Origin of the sequence: Streptomyces sp. NEAU-YJ-81 (assembly GCF_017592595.1) — a bacterium.
In the GTDB taxonomy this organism is placed as follows: domain Bacteria; phylum Actinomycetota; class Actinomycetes; order Streptomycetales; family Streptomycetaceae; genus Streptomyces; species Streptomyces hygroscopicus_B.
The window spans coordinates 67,400-92,169 of sequence record NZ_JAGFNO010000035.1 but is presented as its reverse complement, the minus strand read 5'-3'; the positions used below and the strand labels follow the sequence as shown (position 1 = coordinate 92,169).

General features: G+C 68.2%; 22 protein-coding genes and 1 pseudogene. 6 read left to right on the top strand and 17 right to left on the bottom strand.

All coding sequences use genetic code 11. The features are described 5' to 3' along the window. Positions 1 to 13: 13 nt before the first annotated feature. The 11 genes from J5X86_RS42960 to J5X86_RS42910 form a co-directional block, all read right to left on the bottom strand. Positions 14 to 394: a hypothetical protein gene (locus J5X86_RS42960; protein ID WP_208522046.1), complete on the bottom strand. Its 381-nt coding sequence runs from the start codon at positions 392 to 394 to the stop codon at positions 14 to 16. A 351-nt stretch (positions 395 to 745) separates the two neighbouring features. Further along, the gene (locus J5X86_RS42955; protein ID WP_208522045.1) at positions 746 to 1,582 is read right to left on the bottom strand and encodes a MarR family transcriptional regulator; all 837 of its coding nucleotides are present in this window, start codon (positions 1,580 to 1,582) and stop codon (positions 746 to 748) included. Positions 1,583 to 1,701: 119 nt separating this feature from the next. Next, positions 1,702 to 2,589 (bottom strand): hypothetical protein, encoded by an 888-nt coding sequence (locus tag J5X86_RS42950; protein WP_308124890.1) that lies wholly within the window; start codon positions 2,587 to 2,589, stop codon positions 1,702 to 1,704. Further along, complete coding sequence (locus tag J5X86_RS42945; protein ID WP_208522044.1) at positions 2,586 to 3,527, bottom strand: NlpC/P60 family protein; 942 nt, start codon at positions 3,525 to 3,527, stop codon at positions 2,586 to 2,588. The genes J5X86_RS42950 and J5X86_RS42945 overlap by 4 nt, the downstream gene beginning before the upstream one ends. After that, a complete protein-coding gene (locus J5X86_RS42940; protein ID WP_208522043.1) occupies positions 3,527 to 4,537 on the bottom strand; it encodes a replication-relaxation family protein in 1,011 nt (336 codons plus the stop codon). The genes J5X86_RS42945 and J5X86_RS42940 overlap by 1 nt, the downstream gene beginning before the upstream one ends. A 65-nt stretch (positions 4,538 to 4,602) precedes the next feature. Then, entirely contained in the window at positions 4,603 to 7,005 is a 2,403-nt protein-coding gene (locus tag J5X86_RS42935) for a type IV secretion system DNA-binding domain-containing protein (protein ID WP_208522042.1), read from the bottom strand. Further along, positions 7,002 to 8,798 (bottom strand): ATP-binding protein, encoded by a 1,797-nt coding sequence (locus J5X86_RS42930; protein WP_208522061.1) that lies wholly within the window; start codon positions 8,796 to 8,798, stop codon positions 7,002 to 7,004. The genes J5X86_RS42935 and J5X86_RS42930 overlap by 4 nt, the downstream gene beginning before the upstream one ends. 56 nt (positions 8,799 to 8,854) lie before the next feature. Beyond that, positions 8,855 to 9,802 (bottom strand): PrgI family protein, encoded by a 948-nt coding sequence (locus J5X86_RS42925; protein WP_208522041.1) that lies wholly within the window; start codon positions 9,800 to 9,802, stop codon positions 8,855 to 8,857. A 6-nt stretch (positions 9,803 to 9,808) separates the two neighbouring features. Continuing rightward, positions 9,809 to 11,449, bottom strand: a complete 1,641-nt coding sequence (locus tag J5X86_RS42920) for a hypothetical protein (protein ID WP_308124888.1) — start codon at positions 11,447 to 11,449, stop codon at positions 9,809 to 9,811. Positions 11,450 to 11,757: 308 nt separating this feature from the next. Beyond that, the gene (locus J5X86_RS42915; protein ID WP_208522040.1) at positions 11,758 to 12,132 is read right to left on the bottom strand and encodes a pilin; all 375 of its coding nucleotides are present in this window, start codon (positions 12,130 to 12,132) and stop codon (positions 11,758 to 11,760) included. Between the two features lie 318 nt (positions 12,133 to 12,450). Next, the gene (locus J5X86_RS42910) at positions 12,451 to 13,230 is read right to left on the bottom strand and encodes a hypothetical protein (protein WP_208522039.1); all 780 of its coding nucleotides are present in this window, start codon (positions 13,228 to 13,230) and stop codon (positions 12,451 to 12,453) included. Between the two features lie 426 nt (positions 13,231 to 13,656). Between J5X86_RS42910 and J5X86_RS42905 the strand changes: the two genes are divergently transcribed. The 5 genes from J5X86_RS42905 to J5X86_RS42885 all read left to right on the top strand — a co-directional run bounded on the left by J5X86_RS42905 (position 13,657) and on the right by J5X86_RS42885 (position 17,854). Beyond that, positions 13,657 to 13,836: a hypothetical protein gene (locus J5X86_RS42905; RefSeq protein ID WP_208522038.1), complete on the top strand. Its 180-nt coding sequence runs from the start codon at positions 13,657 to 13,659 to the stop codon at positions 13,834 to 13,836. A gap of 447 nt (positions 13,837 to 14,283) precedes the next feature. Then, complete coding sequence (locus J5X86_RS42900) at positions 14,284 to 14,835, top strand: hypothetical protein (protein ID WP_308124887.1); 552 nt, start codon at positions 14,284 to 14,286, stop codon at positions 14,833 to 14,835. A gap of 17 nt (positions 14,836 to 14,852) precedes the next feature. Continuing rightward, a complete protein-coding gene (locus J5X86_RS42895; RefSeq protein ID WP_208522036.1) occupies positions 14,853 to 15,803 on the top strand; it encodes a TRM11 family methyltransferase in 951 nt (316 codons plus the stop codon). A 337-nt stretch (positions 15,804 to 16,140) separates the two neighbouring features. Next, positions 16,141 to 16,503 (top strand): helix-turn-helix domain-containing protein, encoded by a 363-nt coding sequence (locus J5X86_RS53095; protein WP_374229407.1) that lies wholly within the window; start codon positions 16,141 to 16,143, stop codon positions 16,501 to 16,503. Positions 16,504 to 16,615: 112 nt separating this feature from the next. Next, positions 16,616 to 17,854, top strand: a complete 1,239-nt coding sequence (locus J5X86_RS42885) for a tyrosine-type recombinase/integrase (RefSeq protein WP_208522034.1) — start codon at positions 16,616 to 16,618, stop codon at positions 17,852 to 17,854. 575 nt (positions 17,855 to 18,429) lie between these two features. On the opposite strand, the gene J5X86_RS42880 is transcribed toward J5X86_RS42885, so the two are convergent. From J5X86_RS42880 to J5X86_RS42870, 3 genes and pseudogenes are all read right to left on the bottom strand, one after another. Beyond that, on the bottom strand, positions 18,430 to 18,804 hold the full coding sequence (locus J5X86_RS42880) for a hypothetical protein (protein WP_208522033.1): 375 nt from the start codon (positions 18,802 to 18,804) through the stop codon (positions 18,430 to 18,432). A 514-nt stretch (positions 18,805 to 19,318) separates the two neighbouring features. After that, positions 19,319 to 19,951: a hypothetical protein gene (locus J5X86_RS42875; protein WP_308124886.1), complete on the bottom strand. Its 633-nt coding sequence runs from the start codon at positions 19,949 to 19,951 to the stop codon at positions 19,319 to 19,321. 103 nt (positions 19,952 to 20,054) lie between these two features. Further along, positions 20,055 to 21,285: pseudogene (locus J5X86_RS42870) on the bottom strand (IS110 family transposase). Between the two features lie 527 nt (positions 21,286 to 21,812). On the opposite strand from J5X86_RS42870, the gene J5X86_RS53090 reads away from it, so the two are divergent. Continuing rightward, on the top strand, positions 21,813 to 21,986 hold the full coding sequence (locus tag J5X86_RS53090; RefSeq protein WP_374229403.1) for a VOC family protein: 174 nt from the start codon (positions 21,813 to 21,815) through the stop codon (positions 21,984 to 21,986). On the opposite strand, the gene J5X86_RS53085 is transcribed toward J5X86_RS53090, so the two are convergent. The 3 genes from J5X86_RS53085 to J5X86_RS42855 all read right to left on the bottom strand — a co-directional run bounded on the left by J5X86_RS53085 (position 21,950) and on the right by J5X86_RS42855 (position 24,270). Further along, complete coding sequence (locus tag J5X86_RS53085) at positions 21,950 to 22,345, bottom strand: integrase core domain-containing protein (RefSeq protein ID WP_374229401.1); 396 nt, start codon at positions 22,343 to 22,345, stop codon at positions 21,950 to 21,952. The two genes, J5X86_RS53090 and J5X86_RS53085, sit on opposite strands and share 37 nt — an antisense overlap. A gap of 719 nt (positions 22,346 to 23,064) precedes the next feature. Beyond that, the gene (locus tag J5X86_RS53080; protein WP_374229406.1) at positions 23,065 to 23,265 is read right to left on the bottom strand and encodes a hypothetical protein; all 201 of its coding nucleotides are present in this window, start codon (positions 23,263 to 23,265) and stop codon (positions 23,065 to 23,067) included. Positions 23,266 to 23,895: 630 nt separating this feature from the next. Further along, positions 23,896 to 24,270 (bottom strand): integrase, encoded by a 375-nt coding sequence (locus J5X86_RS42855; RefSeq protein WP_374229400.1) that lies wholly within the window; start codon positions 24,268 to 24,270, stop codon positions 23,896 to 23,898. Positions 24,271 to 24,770: the final 500 nt, after the last annotated feature.

Below are 24,770 nucleotides of genomic sequence, written 5' to 3'. Positions count from 1 at the left end.
CTCGTTGTACGCGTCAGCCGATCTCACGCAGATAGACATCCGCGCTTGTACCCGTGCCGGAGAGTGCGAAGTTGACCGTCTGGCCGTTTCCACACGCTCGGGCGCTGTACTTGGTTGTCCCGCTGTAGGGGAAGTACGCGTAGACCTGGGCGCACTGGTTGTCGCTGGGGCCGTTGGTGTCTTTCACCCAACCGTTGACGGTGACCTTGTTGCCGGAACCGCAGTTGATGGTCCAGTGTGCCTCGGCGCCGCTGAGGTAGACGTCCCGTGTCTGACCGCACGGGCCGAAGGTCCCGGCGGGTGTGGTGGTTCTCGCACTGGCCGTCGGGGCAACGGCCCCCACGACAGCGGCGGCAAGTATCGCCGCACCGACTACAGATCGACGAAGATTCATTTGTCCCCCTTGGATCGATGAGATCTGTGCTGGAGCTGGTGTGCTCCGGCCCGTCGAAGTCTTGCTGGCGCGCATCGGCCAGAGGAACAGATGCCGCTTGTCCCGGACAGCCGGTCCTTGTCCGGCCTGGTCAGCGCCGTGTCCGAGCTCTGTCTGGGACACGGCGGTACCGTCGGCCCACGCGGTGGGGGAGATCGAGGCTCGCCCGTTAACCTGACGGCGCCGCCCCGCCTACTAGAACTCAAGGATCCTAGGCGGGGCGGCGTGTTGCGCGGGGCAGCTCAGCGCTTCGGGGCCGGCACCTGCCTCGGTTGCGGCAGGTACCCGGCCCCTGGCCCAGTCCGTGCCCGTTCACATATCGTCGTCGCTGTGTGTGGTCGCGAGTCGGTAGGTGCGTGGGCGTTCGGTGACTTGCTCAGTGATCCCTCGTTGGGTCAGCGTGACCAGGGCGTTGGCGATTGCTCCGGAGCTCTTTTCGATGAGTCTGCTGATGCCGGTGGCTGTGAATGCCTCGCCACGGTGCGCGGTCAGATGGTCGACAACCATGTCGCGCAGGGCGCCGCGTGCGAGCCGGACCTTGGATCCGCTGGTGATGGTGCTGTTCGGCTGGGTGGGTTCGGGAGTGACGGGCGGTACGGCCTTTCCTGTCGGAGGCTCGGGGGCGGGCTCCGGGGGCGACGAGTCGCCGACTTCTGTCCCCTGCAGGGGCCCGTGGGCTGGGTCAGTTTCGGCCTCCGGCCTGTGCCGGTCGTCCTGGAGGCCGTTCCTGTCGCCATCCACCGAGGAGTCGTCGCTGCGTGTGGGTGCGTCGGTGGTGGGTGTGGCCTGGTCGTTGGGCTCGGCGGGCGGTTCTTGGCCGTCATCGGTATCGGTCGACGGCTCGTCTTGAGTCTCGGGCGGGGGGCTGGCCTCGTCGGCCGTGGTGGGGGTCGGGTGCCAGTGACTGGCGGGGCGGCCGTTGCCGTCGGGAGCGGCGCTTTCGCGGCGGGCGAGACCAGTTTGTTCGAAGTGGCGCAGTGCCTTGGTCGTAGTGGATCGGCCCAGTCCGGCGGTCTGGGCGAGGGTGGCGCTGGTGGCGCCGGGATGGGCGTTCAGCGCGGCCCATAGGGCGGCTGCGGCGCCGGATAGCTGAGCAGCGCCGGGCCGGTCGGGTTCTGCGACGGGGCGGGTGTGAGTGGTGGTTGACATGGTGGGGCCTCCCGCGAGGGGGTGGGTGTGGAGAGTGCCCCGGCCGGGGTGCTCGCGGCGCGTGGCCTACGCGGTGGTCCGCGGGCGACCACCATGGACGCTCTGCGGCGGCCGACAAGTCAAGCCGTTCCCCTCACTCGCGCGGGCGCACTTTCGAGTCGCTGGTCAGGTGCGGTCTCGGGTGCGGGGTGAGGTGCGGGTGCACCTTGGCGGGGGTAGGCGTCCAGACGGGTGCGGAGCTCGCGGGCGCGTTCTTGACCCAGGTGCAGATGGCGGCGGAGCTGGCGGATGCTGACTGGTTGCCCGGTGCACTGGCGGGCCGCCAGATCCAGCGCGAGGGCCCGGGCGTACAGGTCGGCGTCTGCGCGGTTTTCTGTATCGGGCTGGTCTACGGGTTCGGCGGGGACGTGATGCGGGCTGTCGGGGCGCGTCGTGGCCGTTGTCGGGCCGTTGTCTTTGCCATGGGTGTGTTCGGTGGGTGGTGGGACGGCGGGTGCGGGTGCTCCTGGGGCGCTCCCGGACTGCTCCCGGTGCTGGCGGGATGGGGGTGCGGTGGCGGGGTGCGGGTGGACCCGGAAGGTGCACCGGCGGTAGGCGGCCACGGTTTCGGTCAAGCCGATCAGGAGCAGGGGCGGTACCGCGTGCAGGAGCACCGCGGCGGGGTCCGCGTGACGGGGCCAGCCGATGTTGTCGTCGGGCCACAGGGAGGTCCAGGTGTTCATCACGGTGGCGGCCAGGCCGGCGGACCAGCGCAGGGCGGTTGACCAGTGTGGCGGGGGGATACCCCAGGCGGCCAGGCGTGCGTCGGCGTAGAGAACGCTGGTGAGGCTGAGGGCGACCATCGGATCGAGTAGGAGCGCGATCGGCCAGGGGATGTGATGGTCCACCGCGAAGAGGGTGACGTTGACCGCGGTGAAGATGAGGGCGAGGACCGCGACGCCGGACAGGATGCGTACGAGGGCACGCAGCAAGGCGTCCACGTCGTCCGGGGTGGGCTGTGTGCTCACCGCGCACCGAGCAGACTCGGGCGGGTCGCGCCCTGGTAGGCGGGGCTGGTCAGGCGGACTGCGTTTTCTCTGACGACGGCGCCGGGGTGGGGTGCGTCGAGCATGCGGTGGTTGCCGGTGTAAATGCCGACGTGGGCGATGGCGTGGGGGCTGGTGCCGAAGAACAGCAGGTCGCCTGGCATGAGGCGTGCTCCGGCGGGCAGACGGGGGCCGGCGTCGTATTGGGCCTGTGCCACGCGGGGGAGGGTGATGCCGATGGGTGCGTAGGCGGCTTTGGTCAGGCCGGAGCAGTCGAAGCCGCCCTCGGCGGGGCCGTCGCCGCCCCAGACGTAGGGGGTGCCGAGCTGACGGCGGGCGAAGGCGACCACCGCAGAGGCGGAGCCGGAAGCCACGGGGGAGAGTTCGGCGGCGTAGTGGCGGGCGATGCGCAGGACGTCGGCGACGTAGGCCTGGGAGGGGTTGTAGGCGTAGATCGCCCGCTTGAGATCCTTGCCGCCTCGGGCGCCGTGCGCGCACAGCAGGCGCGCCGCGGCGAACACCGCGTCGACCGGATCCCAGGGGGTCGGCGGTCTCTTCCCACCAGGCGGTACTGGATACGCGTAGATCTTGAAGGTCGACGACAGGAATTGCATGGGCCCGACCGCGCCTGCAGAGGATTTCATGGTCGGGTGGCGTCCGTGGTCGGTCTCAGCTTTGCCGATCGCGGCGAGGATGGTCCAGGACAGCCCCGGGCATTGCGGTGCGGCGCGCTGGTAGAGGGCCAGCATGCCCGGGGGAATGTCGCTGAACGCGTTCTTACCCCGAGTGGCTGGGACACTGCCCGAGCTCGATCCGGGGATGAGGGAGTTCAGCAGTGCGGCGGCGGTGAAGGCGGCGAGCAGCGGCAGGGCCACGATGGTGCAGCCGATCCCGGTGGTGGTCTTGGCGAGCAGGCTCATCAGCCCTCCGGTGCCGTGGGCGGGCGGGGAGGGACGGGGAGGGTCAGGACGGTGTCGGCGTCGGTGGGCTCGAGGCCGGCGGCTGGGGTGAGGTCGGTCCACAGGGTGGCGAGGCCGGTCAGGGTGGTTCGGCGGGCCGCAAGGTCGAGTGGGGCCCACCAGGGGCCCCAGGGAGTGTCGGTGGTGAAGTCGGCGGAGGAGGTCGCCACATGCAGACCCAGATCGTGGGCGGCTTGGGCGAGGCGGCCACGCAGTGCGCGGTCGCGGGAGGCGGTGCGCGTGTGGATGAGCAGCGCCGGGCGCGTGTTGGTGGTGGTGGTGAAGGCGGCGTAGCCGACGAGTTTGGCCTCGACCCGGGCCAGGGGCTGGGAGCCGGTGTCGTATTCGAAGAAGAACGGCAGCAGGCACGGGGTGCCGGTGCTGGTTGTGGGGGTGTGCCAGTGGGCGTAGGCGTCGGGCCGGATCATGTCCTCCCAACGCCGTGCGCAGGAACGCTCTGACAGCCACACGGTCAGGCTGCCGCTGGAGGCGTGTTGGGCGGGGGCGGCGAGGTGGGTGAGGAGTTCGTTAACGCCGATGTCGTGGCCGAGGGAGGGTGAGTATGCGATGCGGCCGGTGGTGGTGGGACGCCAGCCGAGGGTGGTGAGCTCGCATCCTGCGTGGGCGGCGAGCACTGTGGCACCGACGGGTCCGAGGGCGTAGTGCTCGGGTGCGGTGCCGGTCTGGGTCAGGGGCCGGAAGGAGTCCAGGACGGCGTGCTGGTGGAGCGTGCGCAGTCGGCGCTGGGCGGAACGAAGGCTGGGAAAAGCCAGGCGCGAGAGTTGTGTTGAAGTCAGGACGCGGTGCTCGTGGACCATGGCGGTGAGCCAGAGATCGCGGGCGGTCAGACGATGGGTGAGGGCGACGACGTCCGCACGGTGAGGCGTTGGCGTGGGCCGGGGGCGGGTGAGTGAGGCGCGTGCCGTGTAACGGGAGCCAGGACCGAAGGCAGGGCGGGGCAGCGCAGACATGACAGGTCACCGCCAAGGCGTCAGAGGATGGTTCGGACAAGCGCCCGTGGTTGCGGCGCGGGGTGTCAGGGACGGGTGGGGGTCCGGGCGCCGGTACGCGTTGCCGCGGCTGTACGCAGGTCGGCGGCCCGGCCGGGAACGGGCGGTGGCAGGGGCCGGGTGGTGAGAGTGAACGCGGCGGATTCCGCGCCGCCGGTCAGCAGGTGAGCCACGGCCTGGTAGGGACCGAGGTGGGCCAGATCGTGTGCGGTGATAGTGGGGAGGGTGTGGCGTTCCAGGGCGGAGGCGTCTTCGGGGGAGGTGTTGAAGAAGATTTTGTTGCGGGCGTTGGCGGAGATGCCCTCGCGCAGATCGCGGGGGAGCTGGGCGAGGTGCTGGTGGGCCAGGGCCATGGACAGCCGGTAGCCGCGGGCTTCGGCGAGCATGTCCTCCAGCGGGTAGGGCAGGGTGAGGAAGTTGTGGGCTTCGTCGATGTAGAGGGCGGCGTCGATGCGCTGGTGTTCGGGGGTGCGGGCGCGAGCTGAGGCGGCCTGCCAGGTCCCGGCGACGATGAACGAGCCGAGCAGCCGGGCGGTCTCTTCGCCGAGGGCGCCCTTGGGCAGGCGGGCCAGGAGGATCCCGCCGTTGAGGACCTGGCCGAGGTCGAACGTGGAGGGGCCGGCGGAGATGGCGCGGCGGGCGAAGTCGCGCAGGAGGAAGGCGCGCAGCTTGTTCATCACCGGGCCGACCACGGCAGCGCGGGAGGGTTCGGACATCGATTCGTACCAGGCCCAGAAGCCGCGGAGGACGGGGTCTTTGATGGTGGGGATCAGGCGCAGGCGGTAGGCGGGCTCGCCCAGGAGGCGGGGCACATCGGCGAGGGTGACCAGCTGGCCGCTGTGGGTGCGGTGTTTGAGGAGGGTGAGGCAGGCGGCGCGCATGACGTCGTCGGTTCTCGGGCCCCAGAAGGCGGTGAAGATCCGGCGGAAGATGCCGGTGATGTTGTCGACGACCACGTCGATGTCAGCACCGTCCAGCACGTTCAGGCACGGCGGAGCATGGGCGTCGTCGGGGTCGATGAGCACCAGGCGGTCGGCGCAGGTGTCGGGCAGACGGTGCAGGAGGTCGGTGACGAGATCGCCCTTGGGGTCGATGACGATCGCACCACGGTGGTGGCGGACATCGTCCAGGACGAGGTGGGCGACGAGAGTGGACTTGCCGGAACCAGTAGCGCCCATCAGATGCACATGATGACGGGCGTCAGCGACAGCCAGGCCCACGGGCCGGCGGGCACCAGTGTCGGAACGGCCAAGGGGCTTGACTCCCGCCCCGGGGGTGGGCTCGGGAACCGTGGGTGGCGGCAGCACCGAGCGGGCTCCCGCACGCCGCAGACCGGGTGCGTCGGAGTCAAGGGGCATGTGAGCCAAGGCCGCGAGTTCCGGGACCGACAGCAGCGCTGTGCGCTGGGGGAATACACGGCCTTCCAGGATCCGCCCGGGGCGGGGGAGGCGGGTGCGGGCGAGCCAGTTGCGGTCCGCGTACAGACCAAACGCGGAAGCCAGTGCGTGAGCACGCCCCCGCACCAGATCCCTCGCGCGTTCTTCCGCAGCCGTGCAGGTGGCGGCGTAGGCGATGGCCGTCTGCCACTGAGGGCCGGTCAGCTTGGCTGCGGACTGGCGGACCGCGGCACCGTGTTCGACATCCTGCCGGCCCGTCAGTAGCGGCTGACGCCGGTGCAGCAGGAGCGCGCCGAGCGCGGGAAGACGCGGAGCCGAGTGTCCGGCCTTCAACCGCCGCGCCGCCCGGCGCGCCCGCCGCAACGCGGACCCGGTCGCTGGCCGGACGAGGATCTGCACGAACGCGGTCTCACCCTCGCCCATGCCGGTAGCGGCCTGCAGCAGAGCCCGGAGCGGATCGGCAGCGTGCTCGGTACGCAGCGGCAGAACCTCCGGCCGCGCCAGGCGTAACCGCCCCGCCGCCACGACGTGGCCGGACGGGATGAGCTCCGGTGGGTCCAGGACGCGGGTGTGGGCACCGGGCCAGGCTGCCTCCACCGCCCGCCGCACCAGCCCCAACGGCACCGTCCCCGGCACCCACAGCCGGAGCCCCAACCCTGTGGGCGACCACGCATACTCAAATCCCAGATGCGGCTGCCCAACGGTCAAGCGGCGCCACCACGGCCGCAGCAGTCCCGCAAGCTGCGCCCACAGCACTTCACCGCCCTTGGCAGCCACTTGCGGGGGAGCCAAGATCTCCACGCAGCGTGCACCGTCGGCGAAGCGCTGCTGGCGCCCGCGCCGCACTCGGCCATGGGCCGCGGCAGCACAGACGGCCATCGCCGTCGTGACCGGTACCAACGCGGGCGCGTACGGGGCGATCCAGTCCAGCACGCCCTCCGTGGCGGTTGCCCAGAAGACAGCGGGGTCGGTGAGGAAGTCCACCAGGGGGCCGTGGGGTCCGGCGGCGGCCACGAGTGGGGTGACGGTCATAGGCCCCACGCTTCGTCCTGAGAGCCATTATCGATGCAGAGGTCATCGGGACCGGTGTCGTCGCCCAGCTGCTGGGCGGCGAGTTCCCCCGGGTCGGTGGTGATGATCTCGTGCTCGCCGGGCGCGGCCACGGAGATCAGCGCGACTTTGTGCCGCTCGCCGGCCAGCAGCAGCGCCTCGCCCCGCTCGGCGGACAGCAGGAACTCCCGCTCACCGTGGGAGAGCCGGAAGGATTCACTGATCGTGTCGATGGCCTGAGGAGCCTGGCGGAGCAGAATCTGGGTTGCCGCGTTCGCGACCACCGCCCGGCCCAGGGGAGAGGCGAGGACGTCATCGGCGTCCTGCGTGATGACGGCCAGCCCCGTCCAGTACTTCCGGGCGGCCTTGGCCATCCGGAACAGGAAGCGCCCGCCCGCCGCATCGCGCATCAGCAGCCACGCCTCGTCGACGACCACCAGATGCTTACCGCTCCTGCCGCGGTCGGTGACCTGTCGCCAGATGGCATCCAGCGCGAGCAGCATCGCCGGAGCCTTGACCTCCTCGGGCAGCTGCTGCAGAGCGAAGACCACCAGATGCCCTGAGGTACTCGCCGTGCTGTGGCCATTGAAGACACCAGCATGCGAACCGGTGACATACGGCGCGAGCCGCTCCACCAGCCCCGCGGCCGCCTCACTCCCCTCCTCGGCGAGAGCCCCGGCCAGATCGGCGAGCACCGGTGGGGTACGTGTCCAGGTCCGCGCGTCGGCGCTGATCCCCGCCCGGGCGTATGCGCGAAGGAGCGCCTGGTCCAGGACGGCTTTCTCCGCTCCCCCCAGCGGGGTGCCGAAGAGCGCCTCCAGGAAGGAGTGCAGGAACAGCACCCGCCGCGTCAGCACGTCCTCACCCCTGGCCTCAGCATGGTGGGGGAGGTCGAAGGGGTTCAGCCGCACGTCGTCCGTGCCGAGCGCGATGATCTGTCCACCGACGGTCTCGGCCAGGCGTACGTACTCGTTCTCCGGATCGACGACGGAGGCGGTCACCCCGCTGAACAACAGCCGCAGCAGCTCGAGCTTGGCCAAGTAGGACTTACCGGCACCGGAGCGGGCGAGCGTGATCGAGTTGTAGTTGTCGCACCCGAAGCGATCCCACAGCACCGGAGCGCCCGACACGGCGTTCAACCCGTACAGCACCTGCGAACCAGCCCCGGCCCCGGCATCCTCGGGGGGTGGGGGCAGGTCGGGGCTGATGAAAGGGAAACAGGCGGCCAGGGCCGCGGTGTCGAAGGTGCGGCGGATCTTCAGCGTGTCGATCCCCAGCGGCAGGGTGGCCAGCCATCCAGGCAGCGCCCGATACGTGGTCGGTGCGACCGTCATCAGCAGCGATTCCGCGACTGACCGGACGGCGGCGACCTGCTCGGCCAAGGTCTCCTCGTCCGCGGCGTGGACGGTCATGTACAGGCCGACGTGGAACAGTTTTCCCTCACCCCGGGCGATCCGATACGCCAGCTCGGCCGCGTCCGTAGCGGCGGCTTCGACCTCTGGATCGTCGAGGTGTCCCTTGTCGAACCCGCCGCGCCGGCCGGACTCCAGCCGGGCGCGCTGCTTCTTCAGCCCGGCCGCCGCCACCGGATTAGGGACCGGCTCGATATGGACAGCGACGTCCAGGTGCCCGGGGAAGTTGAGCAGGGGCGACAGCCAGCCAGGGGTGACCTCGGCCGGATAGCCGGTCACCACCAGCGTGGAGGCCAAGTGGCCCCCGATCGCCAGAGCGCGGGCATGAACCTCGATAGCCTCCGGGCCCGAAGGTTCCAGCAAAGCCCCGGCCCGGACCAGCTCATCACCCGCAATGCGCCGGGTTCTGCAATGCCGGATCACGCCTTGCCTCCTTCCACGTCCGTCCCGAGCGGCAGTGCTGGGGCCTCGGGATTACAGGCAGCGGCGATCAGCGCCGTGGTCTGCTCGGCGCCCAGCGGAGTGACGCTGATGTCCGCAGGAGCAAGCCCGCGCACCGCTTCCCGGACGCGCTGGACAGCCCGCCCGCTACCCGCCGCAGACCGCCGCGGATGCCGTGGCACTTCTTCACGCGCGACGAGCACGACCTGCCGGCCCAGCAGGTCGCCTCCCGCCGCAAGCTGAGCCAGATAGTCGGCGTGCGCGCGGGCCGCGCGCTCCAGCGCGGGGTGGGGGAGGGCCGGGGCGTGTTCGTGAAGCCGACCAGCCAGGGGAGCGAGGTCGGTGCGATGGCAGCGGACCAGAATCTGGGTGGGCCCGGTCAACGAGTTCAGCCAGCGCGCGAACGCCGCCACAAGGCCCTGCTGCTCGGCCCCGCTGCGCAGATCGAAGTTGACCGGCGAGCACGTCGCCAGCGCTGCCTGCCCCTGCCCGCGCAACTCCACCGTGCCCACCGGGCCGACCCCGCCGATCGGCATCCGCATCACCGCTGGTGCAGACCCGCCCGCCCTGGCCAACGGCTCGCTCACGATGCCGGGCAGCGCAGGGACACCTTCCGGTGCGTGCACCCGCCGCTTCGGGGCCCGGGCGTGGGCGAGGGCAGCCAGCAAGAATCGGTCCAGCCCGATACCCTCCCGAGCGCCCACCGCGATCGCCGTGACCACCCCCGCCACGGGCACCACCATGACCAGATACGCCAGCGGCGGCATGAACGGGCGCATGAGCCAGTACCCGCCATACAGCACCAGCGCCCCGACTGCCAGAATCGCCGCCTGACGCGCGGTGAGCGGCCCCAGCACCCGGTCGGGCCGCGCGATGTCCGCAGGGATGCGGGTAGCGGCAACACCATCGTCGTGCACATCCGTCATCAACACTCACCTCCAAGGCGATTCGAGCGGCAGCCGCAACTGCGCTGGACGGGCAGGCCGAAGGCGCACCCGTTCGGCTGGCACCGGCAGCACCAACTGACGCGAGCGCATCCGCGGAGCGGACGAGCCCGCAGCCGGCCGCGCCGAAGACAGGAGAAACGAGTCATGGGCCGCGGCGGGCTGTCTCCGCGGAATGCGCTCGGCCCGGATCGGAAGCCAGGTCTGGACAGGCCGTGGCGAGCGGCCAGTGATACGCCGCGCGGCCACGGGCAACGTCAGCTGCTGCCTGCGGCGCGCCTGTGCAGGGTGGATCACCGCACGCGGACCTTTCAGAATCGAAGTACGGGAGGTGTTGGCCTGCGCCCCAGACGGCAGACGGCCAGCCGATGCGCCGGAGGCCGGGCGTCTGATCGCCGGTGTGTGCGCCGATCCGTCGGCGAGGACCGCGTGCCGCGTACCAGGGGTAAGGGCACTACTTTCTCGCCCCTCCGGCTTCCGCGCCCCAGTGGTGGCTGCGCTGGTGCGCGAGGCTGTCGTTGGGCCGGAGGGAGACGTGGGGATAGGGCCACGGCCGGGCCGGAACCGTCCTATGCCGGGCCCTGGCCCCGGTCTTGGCGGTCGGTTGCCCGGCCCGCGACCGGGCAGCCCGCCCCCGCCGCCGGGACGGCCACCTCCACCGAAGCCGTGGCGCAGCAGGGACACGCTGGGCAGGTAGCGGTCCATGAGCCGGTACACGGCCAGGGTCCGCAGGATCCGCATCGCGGTGGGAGCCTGCGGATGATGGACCGGAGTGGAGCGGAAGACGACCTGCATCGTCCAGCCGGGGATCTTGAACAGCACCCAGAACAGAGCGAGCCCGGCCAGCATCGTGCCCAGCTGGTCCGAGTACGGAATCCCCAGTGCCGTAGCGCCGGGGGCGAAGAACAGCTTGAGCGCGACGATGAACGTCATCGACTGCGCGACCTGGATGACCAGACATCCGGCCAGACCACGCCACCACAGCCGGGCCATGGGGTCGGTGAGGGGGTGAGCATGGCAAGCGAGTGCCAAGGGGCCGGAGACGGCGAGCAGCGCCATGACCGCGACCCTCACCACGAAGCCGATCAGCACGGCCAGGATCAGCGCGATCATGACGATCGACATGATCAGCAGATAGATCTTGAGCCCTGGGGCGCCGAAGAGCGAGAAGGGCAGGGCGCGTTCGACCAGGCCCTTCCCGGCATCCGTCATGCCGATCCCCAGGATCGCGTGGGAGAGCGCGTTGCCCAGGGCGATGGTCTTGCCCATGACCGTCAGGGATACCGCCGAGGCGATCACCCCCATCAGCAGGCGCGGGGCGATCTGCTTGAGCGCGTACCGGGTCTGGACGGTCTCATATCCCATCACCGTGATCCCGCCCGCGACCACGAACAGCACATAGATCCCGGCCGTGAGGCCCAGCGCCCCGGCCCACATCCGCTTCAGGTCGGTGTGCTGAGTGACGTCGGGCGTGGCGAGCAAGGTGTCGGCGAGCAGCTCCCGCAGCGGTTTCATGATCTGCTCGACGATCATCCCCAGAAATGATGTGATCGCGTTGACGATCATCCCGGGGATGTCGAAGAAGCCGTCCAAGCCCCAGCCCGCTGGGGAGCAGTCACCGCTGGTCACCTTGCAAGCAGGAGGCGTCGGGCCGGGTGCCGGCTCCAGCCTGGGCCGCCGTGAGGGCTTATGAGAGGGACGGCCAGGCGCCGGGCTCGGCCCGGGCGTGGCCTCAGGCCGGGTAGGACCCGCCCCAGGCTCGGGCGCACTTGACGCCGGACCAGGCTGTGGCTCCGGATCAGCCGGTACGGCAGGCGCCTGAAACGCGGATGCAAGCACAGGAGCCGCCTGCACGTCCGGCACCGCGTGCGGACCGGCGCTGACGACGAGCACAAGAGGCGTCAGGAACAGGACAGCGAGGAAACGGCGGGTGAGGGTCATTGCCCGCCGCCGTCGTCAACGCCCACGATCTGCTGCAACACGATTACCAGGACCGGGGCGAGGATCGCCAGCCCATAGCCGATCGCCGCGGCCTTCAACGCCCGCTTGGATGCCTCGATCTCACCAGGATCCCCGCCAGCCATCAGATAGCGCAGGCCGCCGAAGGTGAAGAAAAGCGTGGCCAGCCCAGCAAGCAAACCCACGATCTCGTCACGGAGATTGGAGATCACCTCCGGGATCGTGGCCGCGGCCCACACCACAGGCGGATCCGCCAACAGCACCCCGGCCGTCACAGGCACGGCGAACACCAGCCGGGCCCCACAACGCAAGAACTGACGCGCGCCAGGAAGCCGACGCAAACGGCTGAGCATGGCAGAGCACCTCCAGCAGGCACCAGAGCAGCCAAGACAGGCAACACAGGACGAGAGGGGAACTGGAGGGGGTGAGCGGATCCTTCCCCGGGGCCGGCCTCCTTCGGGCGGCTACCGGATGACTCTCGGGGTGTCAGCACGAGACGCAGTGCTCACCCCACCCAGCACACGGCCTGGAACTCACGAGCGTTGACGAGCTGCTCTTCCCAGACCGAGAGCCCCTTCCGACGCGCGGGAGAAGCCCCCATGTACCTCAGATAGAGAATCCAGGCCGGAGCTTTTGACGCCCCTGGGCACCGGAGTCCCTCGCATAGCCCTCTACTGGGCCCGGTGACGCAGGTGAGAGGCCAGGCGCTGCTCTGCCGCGCTGCGGTGCCGATAGAGCTGACGCATACTCAGCCCGCGCTCGCCAGCCAGCGTTCCCATCGACTCCCCATGCAGCCGGGTGCGAGCGATCAGCTGCGCCTCTGCCAGGTCCACCACCCGGGCCCGCACCGCGCGAACCAGCACCTGATACTCATCCCCCGCCCCGACACCAGCCCCCTCCCCGACACTGTCACGGGCACGCAGCCGGCCCAGGTGAACCGCCGGCTCGTCAGCCTCACGCTCGCCGCGGCGGCGAGCAGCGTAGACCAGCCGGTGCACAGCCCGGTCCGCCGCAGCGAACAGCTCACGGTCCACCCCCGGACCAGCCGCATTCACCTCCGCGAGGGCGGCTGCCACAGCGGCAAGAGCTTCCTGCTCGACTTCCTGACGCTCCAGATGGGCCGGCCGGGACAACCGGGCCAGCATCCGGCGCAGCACCGGAACCGCCATCGCCATGGCCACCACCGTCCACGGCTCCCCGAGCGTCTGCGCACGGCGTACCACCTCGCACCACGTACGCGTCCGCAGTTCGGGCCGGGTGCTGGCATGAGCCAGCCGAGTACGGATCTGGTCTACAGGCCACACACCCTCCGACGGCTCGTCACAGACCAGATGAGCAGGCAAAGTCAGTGGTGTGGCCGCGTGAGCCAGTACAAGAAACGACTGCTCCAGCTCCTCCAGCGGCGAGGGGACGACCGAGTGCGAGCGGCAGGGTGAGGGGCGGTAGTGCATGACGCGACTCCTGTGAGAGGTGCGGACAACTTCCGCCGCCAGCCCTTTCACCCCACCGCGCCACCACCGACCCACCGGCCTACCAGTGCCGGACAACAAACAGGACCGTTGCCCGTTGCGTTCGATGTCTCGTCACTGGCTCGCCCCCTGTGAGCAGGATCGATGACCGTTCGGGCGCAGTCTGAATCGAACGTAAAGAATCTTGAAGACGTCCCCGATCCGACTCTTCAGCCTTCCAACTCAAACCTTCAGCGCATGCCCCGAGCTGGACCGGAGCCTGCGCTTGGGAATCAGCGGTGTGAAGATCGGCAGTACGCTCCGCGCATCCTCATCGAGGGCGAGGACAGGGGCCTGAGCGTCGAGGGTGCCGCAGGGGCAGGGTTGCTATGGGCGGCGACCACCTTGAGGGGAGGTCTCCTCCCTGACTTGTACAGGGACCTTGTCGGTGAGCACGGCTGGCGACTGCTCGCCGCAGTGATATTGCTGCTGGCCCTCGCCGGCTGGTACCAGTTGTGGGACAACCGGGCCGCAGAACCAGAAGTGGGCGACGACAAGCTGCTGCTGCGCAAGGCACGGGCGATTGCCACTTCCTGCACCGCACACTGAGGAACCACTTCACCGCGCCACTCTGACCAAAACCACAGCGACCGACAGCACTCAAACCCCTGCGGCGTGCAGCCCCGCGACCCCCGGCAGGGACGGGCAGTGGAGCAGACCTGAGCTGGCTCCCTGATGGCCCGCAACCGGCCCGTACCCGCGCTGACCTGCGGCTCAACCCAATGACCGACGAGCCACCAGTGTCAGAGCCATCACCCACCTGGTGGAAGCAGCGAACCGCATCCACCGTGCGAGATGGCAAAGATCCACCCCCGGGATCTCTATTGACCACGTCAGCACCAGACGGCCTGATCCCATCCCCGGGTGCCACAGCCGATGCCCCAATCCCCCTCCCACGGACGCGCACCCAGCGGCTCAGGTGCCTCTCGCTCACTGCCCACCACCATCTGGCTCCCCGGCCCAGACGACCGCAGCGATGTCGCTGCTCGGGGCAGCGTGCTGCCGTGTTGGGCGATCGACAAGATCCGCGCCGAGTTCACCCGCCATCCCGGCCAAAGCCTCGCGCCCCTGATCAAGATTTCCATTCGCGACACCAAGCCGGGCATGGACGCCCGTAGCCGCTGTGTCACCTACCCCACCGCTCTGAACCACGCCAGGGTTTCGGCCGTAGGTCCGCTCCTGCTTGCCGAACTGCACCCCGACACCCTCTCCTCTCCCGGAGATAGCCCAACCCTCGTCTGTGGTGAGGCACCAGGGGCTATGGAGAACGGCTGGTCCGGGTTCTTCCACCGCGCCCACCGTCTTCTGCCCACCGATGGCATCCTCCTGCTCGCCACCAGGCAGCACCGCGATGCCGGACGCCTCACCGACCCCCTCGGCTCCCTCATCGCCTCGGCCCGCACTGCTGGATTCCGCTACCTCCAGCACATCGTGATCGTCCACGGACACCCCACTGACGACCGCATCGAGCCCACGCCACCTGAAGGCGCCCCGCCCGGACTGATCCACTCCGACCTGCTCGTCCTGTCCGCGATCACCAGCGCATAACAAAAGAGGGGAACGCTATGTCTGTACGGGAATCGGTATGGAACACCGCCCCTACCTCCGCCCCCGCCCAGCGAACCGACCGCTATGTGCCAGGCTCGAACGCACACCCGGCCAAGATGCTCCCGGCAATCGCCGCCCACGCCATCCGCACCTACACCAAGCCGGGGGAGACGGTGCTGGACCCCATGTGCGGCATCGGCACCACCCTGGTCGAGGCCATCCACCTCGGCCGCCACGCACTCGGAGTCGAGTACGAATCCCGCTGGGCCCAGCTCGCCCACGCCAACCTCACCCACACCACACGCCACACCGAACACGGCACTGGCCAGGTGGTATGCGGCGACGCCCGCCAACTGACCCACCTCGTCGACACCCGGTACCACAGCAACATCGCACTGGTAGTCACCTCACCCCCGTACGGACCATCCGTTCACGGCCAGGTCCGCTCCAGCCGCGAAACCGGAGAACGAGGCGTGGTCAAAAAGGACTACCGCTACAGCCGCGACCCGCACAACCTCGCCCACGTCTCCACCGACCAGCTCCTGGACGCCTTCACCCAGATCCTCACCCAATGCCACAGCATGCTGCGCCCAGGCGGCACCGCCGTGATCACAACCCGCCCATGGCGGACACGCGGCGAACTCATCGACCTCCCCTCCGCAGTCCTCGCCGCAGGACAAGCCGCCGGACTCGTCCCAGCGGAACGCTGCGTCGCCCTCCTCGCCGGCATCCGCGGCAACCGACTCATCGCTCGCCCCTCCTTCTTCCAGATGAAGAACGTCCGCGACGCGCGCCGCCAAGGCATCCCCCTCCACCTGGTGCAGCACGAGGACGTCCTCATCTTCACCCGCCCTCAGAAGTGCACCGCCCCATCCCACCCGAGGACCTGCGCGCGCACTCACCGCCCCGCTCTGCCGACGACCAGGCGCTGTCACTACTCCCCGGCCGGCCGACGGAGCAGGCAGTGAACCCGACACAGCCAGCCGCCACCATGCCCAGCTGTCGCAGCGGCTTGCGCATCGGCAATCTGTCCTCCCAGGTAGGCGGCCTGGACCTTGGCGTCCGGGCCGCCATCGGCGGCCACGTCGCCTGACACATGCGCCCGTCTGTGCATCGCCGCGAGAAAAACGTGCCCCATCCACGACCTCGCGTAGGGGCCTGACCCAGGCAAATCCAACAAGCCCACCCGCCTAAGACGTGACTCAAGGTGCGCGCAGCCCATAGCCACCACGCCTTACGTACCACTGGAGATTCACACCGAGGATCACAGTGCAGAAACCGCACCACACCCCCACGCCCGCCGGCATGCGCCCCCCTTTGCTCACGGACCGCGTAGCAAGCGCGCGCGCCCGTCGCAACTCTGCCCACGGAGCCGATCACCCCTCCGTAACGGACGCAACCGCCTCGGCACACCACCCGGACGTCAGGCCAGCCCCTCCCACACCCTCCGAGCCGGACTCGAACACACCCCATCCCTACCAGCTGCTGCACACTGCGCAACAAGCCGCTCTCCTGCTGCAGGTCCCGCCCTCCTGGCTGCGAAAGAAAGCCGCCGCAGACCAGATCCCCTACACCAAAGTCGGACGCCATCTCCGGTTCTCAAACGACGACCTGAACGCCATCATCCGCAACGGCGCTCGTGGACCGCGCCACCCAGCCAAATCCTGACCCACGTTCACCCGACAGGGCGACTCCGCTCCGCCCGCCCGCCGAGCGTCCATGGACGCCCGGCGACCGATCGGTCGCCTCCTGCTCACCGCACACCGCAAGGAGCCTGCTCATGGCATGGGTCGAACGACGTGGCAACAAATGGCGCGTACGGTACTGGAAGCCGGACGGCAAAGCAGGCAGCGTCCCCGGCACCTTCGAAATTAAACAAGCCGCCCTCACTCACGCCGAACAACTGACCACCAACCCCGAGGCTGAAACACCGAGACAGCACAGCCAACCCACGCCCCCACCTGCCGCGCCGACCGCCCCATTCCGACCGACTGGCCACAACACCACCTCGGAGCCCACGGTGGCAGTGGCCGAATGGGCCGAGATCTGGTGGCAAACCGTAGACGTCGGCCCCAACACCGAAGCCTTCTACCGCAGCCTGCTCACCCGCCACATCCTGCCCCGCTGGGGCACCACCCCCGTCGACCAGATCACCCCCGCAGACGTCCAGATCTGGCTCAACCGACTCCGCGACACCTACGCTGCCACCACCATCACCAGCCTCCGCAAACTCTTCGCCATGCTCATGGCCGACGCCGTCGACAACCGCCTCCTGACCACCAACCCGGTACGCCCCCGCAAACGGGGACGAGGACGCGTAGAACCACGGCACGAGCGTGCCTGGGCTGACGAACATCAAGTCCTGACCATCGCCCACCGCATCCTTCGTCTAGCCTCCCGCAATCAATGTCTGCTGGTGATCACCGCCGCCTACACCGGCATGCGCTGGGGAGAACTCGCCGGCCTCCACCGCGACAACCTCGACCTCACACACGGACGCATCCACATCACCGCCGATGCCGGAGCCCTCCACGAAGTCAACGGCCACCTCACCCTCGGTCACCCCAAAACCCACGCGAGCGTCCGCACCGTCACCCTCCCATCCTTCCTCACCCAACTTCTGAATACCGACCTCGCTGCTTCCTCCCGCCCCTTCGTCTTCACCACACTGCGCGGCAAGCATCTCCGTCGCTCCGGCTTCCAACGCCGCCTCTGGGCCCCGGCTGTGAGCGGCGGACGCTACCGCGATGAGACATGGCCCCCCATCCGAAAGGAACTGACCTTTCACGGACTGCGACACTCCCACAAAACCTGGTTGATCGAAGACGGCGTCCCCCAAGTCGCACAGGCACGCAGACTCGGCCACATCATGGAAGGCAAGATCGACGACATCTACTCTCACGTCACCGCGAGTATCGACGCCCGCCTCCTCACAGGTCTCGAAACCCGCTGGCACCGCTCCCTAGAGCGCTACCGCCGCAACCTCGGCCCTCAAGGACCTCAGTCCATCACCCCCTGACTCACACCGCGGAGCAGCCCTCGGTGCGCCGCACGGCCGCGGTCGCGCTGGGCGGCGCATCAACCTTGTCGCCCAGCGCCCTACCCGGGTCCGGCTCACCGACGGGGACTGAACGCGGTGACGCCCGAGCGGTACGAACGCTGGCACATCCGCGACTGCGCCTGCTGCGGTCGGCGGAAGGCCAGGACACCAACTGGTCGGACACACCAACTGCCGCACGGCTTCCGATTCACCGGCCTGGTCAGGTCCGCAGTCGTCATCGACGCCCCGCTCACATGGCGCCGAGCAGGAACTGTCCGAGTTCACCTTTGCGCTGGGCTGGACAGTCCAGCGCAAAGGTGACGGCGGAGACGGTCGGCCGGGCGCCGTCCTGACAGTACGGGACTACGACCGCGTGCGTCGCGACCGCGCGCGAAGGCGTTACCTACCGCATCGCCTGCGAGAGCACTCAGACATCAGGCCTTGCGACGACACCACGGAGTAACTGAGTGGACAGGCCTGGCCAGCCGACTTCCTCGACACCGCCAGAGCGACGACCGTAACGGCGGACGCGGGCCCGCCCAACCACCTTGAGCTCAACGGTGGATCTTCGCACAGGGCCGACTGTCGGTCTTGTTGAACTCGATGCACAACCAGGCGCCGTTCGAAAATTTCCGCCCGTTGAACCTCCAGTTCACATTCGAGAACCTCGTCATCCCCCCGGATGTGGGGGTCGCATCCTTCCAACGGGTGATATCGGTCCAGACACCTTTGTAGACGCTGTAGAGGCGGGCCCTGACGCCGGTGCCGTGGCCGTCCATCCAGCCACCGGCCTGGTTGACCGATAGCCCCTTGCCCTTGACCACCAGACCCACCTTGCCCTTCTTGACGGTGGCGTCGGCGTGCGCGGGGCAGGCAGTGCCACCCAGAAGGAACGCTGTCGCAGCGACTGCACAGATCTTCTTCTTCATGGTCAGCTCAACGGAACTGGGTCATGGAAATTACGGCGGTTGACTGCTCATCACTCCAGGGGCTGACTGGGCCTGACCTGGTCAGCTTCCACTGCACGTACGCGCGTGCGTGGATCTCGGTCAAGCACACATATGCCCTCACCACAGACGAGGAGGAACGTGCCGCGTTGACCGGCATGCTCGACAGCTGCACCTGATGCGCTTCGGTTCCCGATGTGCGCAGGCCCACGTCAGCTACGAACGGGACCCGCAGGACCCCACCCGGCACGCCTGAGTCCGCCTCGACCTACGGCTAAGCGGAGTCATCCAGGAGGAAGCCGAGACTCTGGCCGGAGTCTTCACCGACAGCTGCCCCCATCTACAACACCCTGCACTGGGGCGCCAATGTCGTGATCGCTGTCCGGGCTGAAGCCCTCCCTCTCCCTGCCGTCTGAGGATCGGCGTCCTCCAGTGAGTGATGCTCGCGGGTTCTCGGACGGCGTGGCGCAACGCCGGATGTTCTGTGCAATCCCTCTCAGGAAGGGGTTCCTTCGCTGGGCTCCGCTGTACCGGCGGCCGTGTTTGGGGCGGCAGTCGAGTAGAAGACGGACCGCTTCTGCTTGGTGCGGTGAGCTTCGCCCTTGGCGACGAGTGACTCCAGAGTGCTGCGCACGACAGTGGCTTTGATCTCCCGGTCAGAAATAGCCTGAGTGAGGGCGGCGGTGACCTCGATTGCCGAGCGCGGTTCCCCGCGCTGGGCGAGGTCGTCACGGATGAGGTCCCGGAGGGTGGGTGCACCCGCTTTCCGCGCCCGCTTGGGGCGGTTCCTGGCCGACTCTGCCCCCTTCCGCTGGCCGGTGGTCGTGCTGGTGTTCTTCTTCGGCTTGCGTGCTCCTGGCAGCGATGCAGTCTTCCGCGCAGCGGACGAGCCATTCTCCAAGCTGCTGACGTCGGTGTTCTCGGGTACGTCACCGGTGGCTTCGTCACCGAGGGTCCGCCGCATGCTGAGCAGGAGCGCCCGGTTGTTTTCCAGCGCCGACAGTTGCTGCTGCAGTGCCGTGATTTCAGAGCTGAGGCGTTCGTGTTCGGCGGAGTTGCGTTCCAGATCGGCGGTGATCTGCGCCGCGTATTGCGACTTCAGAGTGGTGTTGCTGGCGGAGGTGTCCACCACAAGCTCCCTCGTCTCGGTCGTTTTCATGTTGGTGGGGGATGGTACCTCTGCGCGACGGCTAGGTGCTGTGACTGCATAGACACCTCAGGCGGTTAACAGGTCAAGCGGCGACCGCGAGTTCGGTGGGGAAGGCCGTGTTCTCGTCGAACAGTGTGTGCTTCTGGAGGCAATGGTAGAGCTGGCCGATCAGGCGGTTGAACAGATTGCGCTGGGCGGCGGCGTGCCAGTCTCCGTGGTCATCGCGCCGCCTGCGGTAGTGGGCCTTGGCGCCGGGTGAGGCTGTGATGGCGGAGAAGGCCCACAGGTAGCCGGCGTGGTTGAGGCGGTCGTTCTTCACCCACCGACGGGTGATGGACGACTTCTTCCCGGAGGCTCGGGTGATGGGTGAGGAGCCGGAGTATGCCTTCAGGCCGCGGGCGTCGGCGAACCGCTGCCGGTCGTCTCCGATCTCGGCGAGCACCAGGGCGCCGAGCTGGACGCCGAGACCAGGGAAGCTGAGGATCACGTCAGCGTCCGGGTGCTGGGGGAAAACCTCCTCGACCGCCTCGGCGAGGTCGTCGGCTGCGGTGCAGGCAGCCTCCAGCTGGACCAATAGAGCCAGCATCCGTTTGCCGAGCGCGTCCTCGACCAGCGGCGTGCTGGTGGGCCCACTCGGCCCGGAAGACCTCGCGGAGCCGGTCGGCCTCGGCTTCGATGCCGCGTTTGCGGCCGGCGCGTTTGAGCGCGGCATAGATCTGCGTGCGGGTCAGCCGGGCGGCCCTGGTGGGGGTGGGAGCGGTCCTGAGGAGTTCGCGGGCCTCGGGCCGGCACAGGCCGTTGTTCCACTTGGCGAAGGCGTTCAGGGCGGCCGGGTAGTACTCACGGAGCAAGGAGCGGAGCTGGTTGGCGGACTGTTGCTTGTTCCACGTCGCGTCCTGCTGGGCACGGGCGAGGACGGCCACGGCCTGGGCCAGGTCGCTGTCCAGGGGCAGGGGGCGGTGGGCGTGCATGTCCGTGCGGAGGATGTTCGCCAGCACCAGCGCGTCGCCGGGGTCCGACTTTTTGCGGGAGACGCTGTGGCGGTCGCGGTAGCGGGCGGCGGCCATCGGGTTGATCGCGAAGACCTGCCTCTTGCCGGTCCGCAGCACCGCCACGAGCGGGCCCCGGGAGGTCTCGATCGCCACCGGGATCGGGTTGTTTCCGGTGTCACCGTATTCGGCTAGCAGATCCAGCAGGATCCGGTAGCCGGCCGCGTCATCGGTGATGTGCCGCTTGGCCAGCAGCTGGCCGGAGTCGTCGACGAGGGCAACATCGTGCGTTCGTTCGGCCCAGTCGATTCCGCAGTAGATCAAGTTGCTCCTCCCCTGAGCATCAGCTGTTTGCGCTGGTCACGAGTGCATGCGGGCCACGCAGCGGCCTAATTCAAGGACTCGACCCCATGGCCGGTCCGCCACCTCAGCAGCCGTTCGTGGCACCAGCTCACCCCACGTGCCTCGGTCTATGTGGGAGCTCGAACGGCTCGGGCGATTCGAGAGGTCACCGTGCGGTGGGCTCGCATCACCAACACCAACGAGTGATCATGCGACGGGTGTTTGACGTGGCGGCGGCCGCGAAGGCACCGAGCGTCACCGCTCTATGCGGAGGCATCAACGCCGTGTTCGCCGAAGGCATCCACCCGGCGCCCACGCGACCGCCACCACGAGATACGCCGGCCCGTCCGCCGCTCTGATGCGAGGCGTCAGCCGCCAGGCAACGTTTAGACGTCACGGTCCAGCGTTCGAACAGCACCGCAAGGCTCACATCTCCTCGCGGCACCGTTAACAAGGAATTAGGTTCACCGGGTTGGAGGAGGTGCACCGGACGACGGCGTGATCGTCGGGTGACTCATCTTGGATTAGTGACCGTGGTCGTGCGTGACTACGACGAGGCGATCACCTTCTACGTGGAGGTTCTCGGGTTCGTGTGCCGTTCGGAAACTCGTCGCTACTGGTCAGGCAGGGTATCTGTACTCGTTGATCATGCCGTCGAGTATTCGGTGTGTAGGAGCCGGTGAGCAGTCGGAGCGCTCATGGGCTTCGGGTGCTCGTGGGCGAGGGGAGGGAGCTGTGCCCGGGCCTGGTGCGGGAGATGGCGGTTGTAGTGATGGACGTAGGCCTCGAGGATCTGCCGGGCATGGGTTTCGTTCCATATGTGCAGGTGGTCGAGGACCTCGCGCCGCAGGGTTTCGATGACCCGTTCGCATTGCGCGTGCATCCGGGGAGTCCGAGGCACTGTCGGCACGATCTCGCTGTCGTCGGCCGTGAAGACTGCGTCGAAGGACTCGGTGTACTTCGCGTCCCGGTCGCGAAGCAGGAAGCGCGGCGAGTCCACCCGTACACCCAACTCGATGGCGAGGTTTCTCGCCTGTTGCACCGTCCGGGCCCGGTGGGATGGGCTGTCACGCCGGCGATGTGCGGTCGGCGTGTGCCATGCTCGGAGAACACCAGCGCATACACGCGGCGCAGGTCGATCAGGTTCGACGTGCAAGAAGTCGCAGACGATGATGCACTCGGCTTGCGTGGTTAGGAACTCGCGCCACGTCGGGCAGCCCCGGCATGGGGCTGGATCGATGCCCGCCGCTGTGAGGATCTCCCAGACCGTCGTCGAGCCGACCGGGCGTCCGGGCCGGGTGAGTTCGCCCTGGATCCGTCGGTAGCCCCACCGCGGACAGCGTCGCGGGCGTCACCGGGAACATGTTCGCCCACCGGCACCGGGGGATCAGCGACGACAGCGCCGCGAACCACAGTTGATCCGCTGGCTCTCACCGTACAGGCCTCGTGAGCTGCCTGCGCAGCCCCGCGTTCTCGTGTCGCAGCACAAGCAGTTCCGCGTCCTTGGCCGCATCCCGGCGCAACAACAACGCCGGCAACGCGAGCAGCTTCCGAGCCACCTGGTACACCAAAGAGACGATCACCCGGACAGGGTTCCAGCAGACCGTGATGGAACGCCAGACCTGCTCCGAGCAGCAGCGATGGGTTTCCGAACGGCGCAGGCCCGTCGCTGATCTCGTGCAGGCATACGTCCAGTCCCGCCAGCACCTGCCCTACGCCAGCAGCAGAAGCTTGTGGGGCTCGAATAGTCGTCGCTCCTGGTCAAGCGGCATAGCTGTACTCGTTGATCACGCCGCCGAGGATGCGGGTACGCAGGACTCGTCGGCTGGCTGGTTTCAGGACCGGAGGTGGTTGTTGGTGGGCCTGGGGAGGTAGTTGGTGTCGGGCTCGGTGGGGGCGGTGTGCGTTGTAGTGCCTCTGGTGTTCGGCCAGGACATGGCGGGCGTGAGCTTCGTCGAGGATGAGTATGTGGTCGAGGGCTTCTCGGCGGAGGGTGCCATCACTCGTTCGCAGTGGGCGTTGGCTTTCGGCGCGCGGATCGGCGTCTTGATGATCTCGATGTCCTCGGCTTGGAATACGGCGTCGCAGGCGTCGGTGTACTTGCTGTCGCGGTCCCGGATGAGGAAGCGCAGTGAGTCCATGCGTAGGCCGAGGTCGGTGGCGAGGTTGCGGGCTTGCTGGGTGGTCCAGGCCGCGGTCGGGTGTGCGGTGACGCCGGCGATGTGCAGGCGCCGGGTGTGGTGCTCGGGGAAGATCAGGGCGTACAGGCGGTGCAGGCTGATGGTGTCGATGTGGAGGAAATCGCAGGCGATCAGACTGGTGGCCTGCGCTGAGAGGAACTCGCGCCAGGTTGGGCCGGTGCGGCGTGGTGCGGGGTCGATTCGGCGGCGGGGGATTAGCGAGGACAGAGAGGCGAACCAGAGGCGGTCCGCGGGTCCGTACCGTACTCGTGCTTGTAGTTGGCGTCGTAGCACGGCGTTTTCATGGCGCAGGACGAGAAGTTCGGCCTCCTTCGAGGTGTCCCGCCGTAGAAGCACCGTCGGGACGGCGAGAAGGCGTCGAGTCACCTGGTACAGAAGCGACACGATCATCTCACCATGGTCGCAGCTCTCTGCACGCCGGGTGGGGCGTTTGACCAGCAGCGATGAATAACCGAGCCCCACAGCGTCGGCGCGCGGTGTAGTCCCACTTCGCGGCGACGAACCGACGATGCCAGGCCAGCAGGGTGCCGGAAGTGACAGGGAAGACCTCATGCCAGTGACGCCGGGGTATCAGCCCGGACAGGGCGGCGAACCAGAACCGGTCGGCGGGCTCGTAGCGGACCGGTCCGGTCAATTGGCGGCGCAGGACTGCGTTCTCGTGCCGCAGCACCAACAGTTCCGCGTCCTTCGCCGTCCCACGACGGAGGAGGACCGATGGAACGGTCAGCAGCTTCCGGGTCACCTTGTACAACAAGGACACGATCATGCAAGGCATGATCTCAGCGAACTGACCGCACCCCGTTCAGTTGCGGCGATGACTTTTCGAGCGGCACACCGTACCACTCCCACCTGCGACGACGACTTTTCGAGCGGCACAAGATATGCGGCATGACGTGCAGCGATGACTTTTCGAGCGGCACACCGCCGATACCGACGAGCACCGCGCCAGAGCCCGCTGGTACACCACCAAAACCCAGCCCTCCTTCGAGGACATGACAGCCAAGCTCCGCCGCACGATCATCGCCCACCGTTTTCGCGGCCCACACCCCCCACCAGGCACAACCCGAAGAAATCCAGGCCGTCCTCACAGCCTGGGCCACCGCCGGAACCTGATCACTCAAGACAGCGAAACACGAGCGATCATCATGACGCGTGAACCACCGACTACTCGAGAGCGCCTACTCGAGCGACGAGGCCGACGACCGCCAGTCCCGATGCAGGCATCCGACCAGGGCGGATGACATTCTCGGCAAGCGCAACCTCACC

Excerpts from the sequence above, each read along its gene's own strand:
- J5X86_RS42960 (WP_208522046.1), bottom strand. The coding sequence starts at position 394 with ATGAATCTTCGTCGATCTGTAGTCGGTGCGGCGATACTTGCCGCCGCT.
- J5X86_RS42955 (WP_208522045.1), bottom strand. The coding sequence starts at position 1,582 with ATGTCAACCACCACTCACACCCGCCCCGTCGCAGAACCCGACCGGCCC.
- J5X86_RS42945 (WP_208522044.1), bottom strand. The coding sequence starts at position 3,527 with ATGAGCCTGCTCGCCAAGACCACCACCGGGATCGGCTGCACCATCGTG.
- J5X86_RS42940 (WP_208522043.1), bottom strand. The coding sequence starts at position 4,537 with ATGTCTGCGCTGCCCCGCCCTGCCTTCGGTCCTGGCTCCCGTTACACG.
- J5X86_RS42935 (WP_208522042.1), bottom strand. The coding sequence starts at position 7,005 with ATGACCGTCACCCCACTCGTGGCCGCCGCCGGACCCCACGGCCCCCTG.
- J5X86_RS42925 (WP_208522041.1), bottom strand. The coding sequence starts at position 9,802 with ATGACGGATGTGCACGACGATGGTGTTGCCGCTACCCGCATCCCTGCG.
- J5X86_RS42915 (WP_208522040.1), bottom strand. The coding sequence starts at position 12,132 with ATGCTCAGCCGTTTGCGTCGGCTTCCTGGCGCGCGTCAGTTCTTGCGT.
- J5X86_RS42910 (WP_208522039.1), bottom strand. The coding sequence starts at position 13,230 with ATGCACTACCGCCCCTCACCCTGCCGCTCGCACTCGGTCGTCCCCTCG.
- J5X86_RS42895 (WP_208522036.1), top strand. The coding sequence starts at position 14,853 with ATGTCTGTACGGGAATCGGTATGGAACACCGCCCCTACCTCCGCCCCC.
- J5X86_RS53095 (WP_374229407.1), top strand. The coding sequence starts at position 16,141 with ATGCGCCCCCCTTTGCTCACGGACCGCGTAGCAAGCGCGCGCGCCCGT.
- J5X86_RS42885 (WP_208522034.1), top strand. The coding sequence starts at position 16,616 with ATGGCATGGGTCGAACGACGTGGCAACAAATGGCGCGTACGGTACTGG.
- J5X86_RS42880 (WP_208522033.1), bottom strand. The coding sequence starts at position 18,804 with ATGAAGAAGAAGATCTGTGCAGTCGCTGCGACAGCGTTCCTTCTGGGT.
- J5X86_RS42855 (WP_374229400.1), bottom strand. The coding sequence starts at position 24,270 with ATGATCGTGTCCTTGTTGTACAAGGTGACCCGGAAGCTGCTGACCGTT.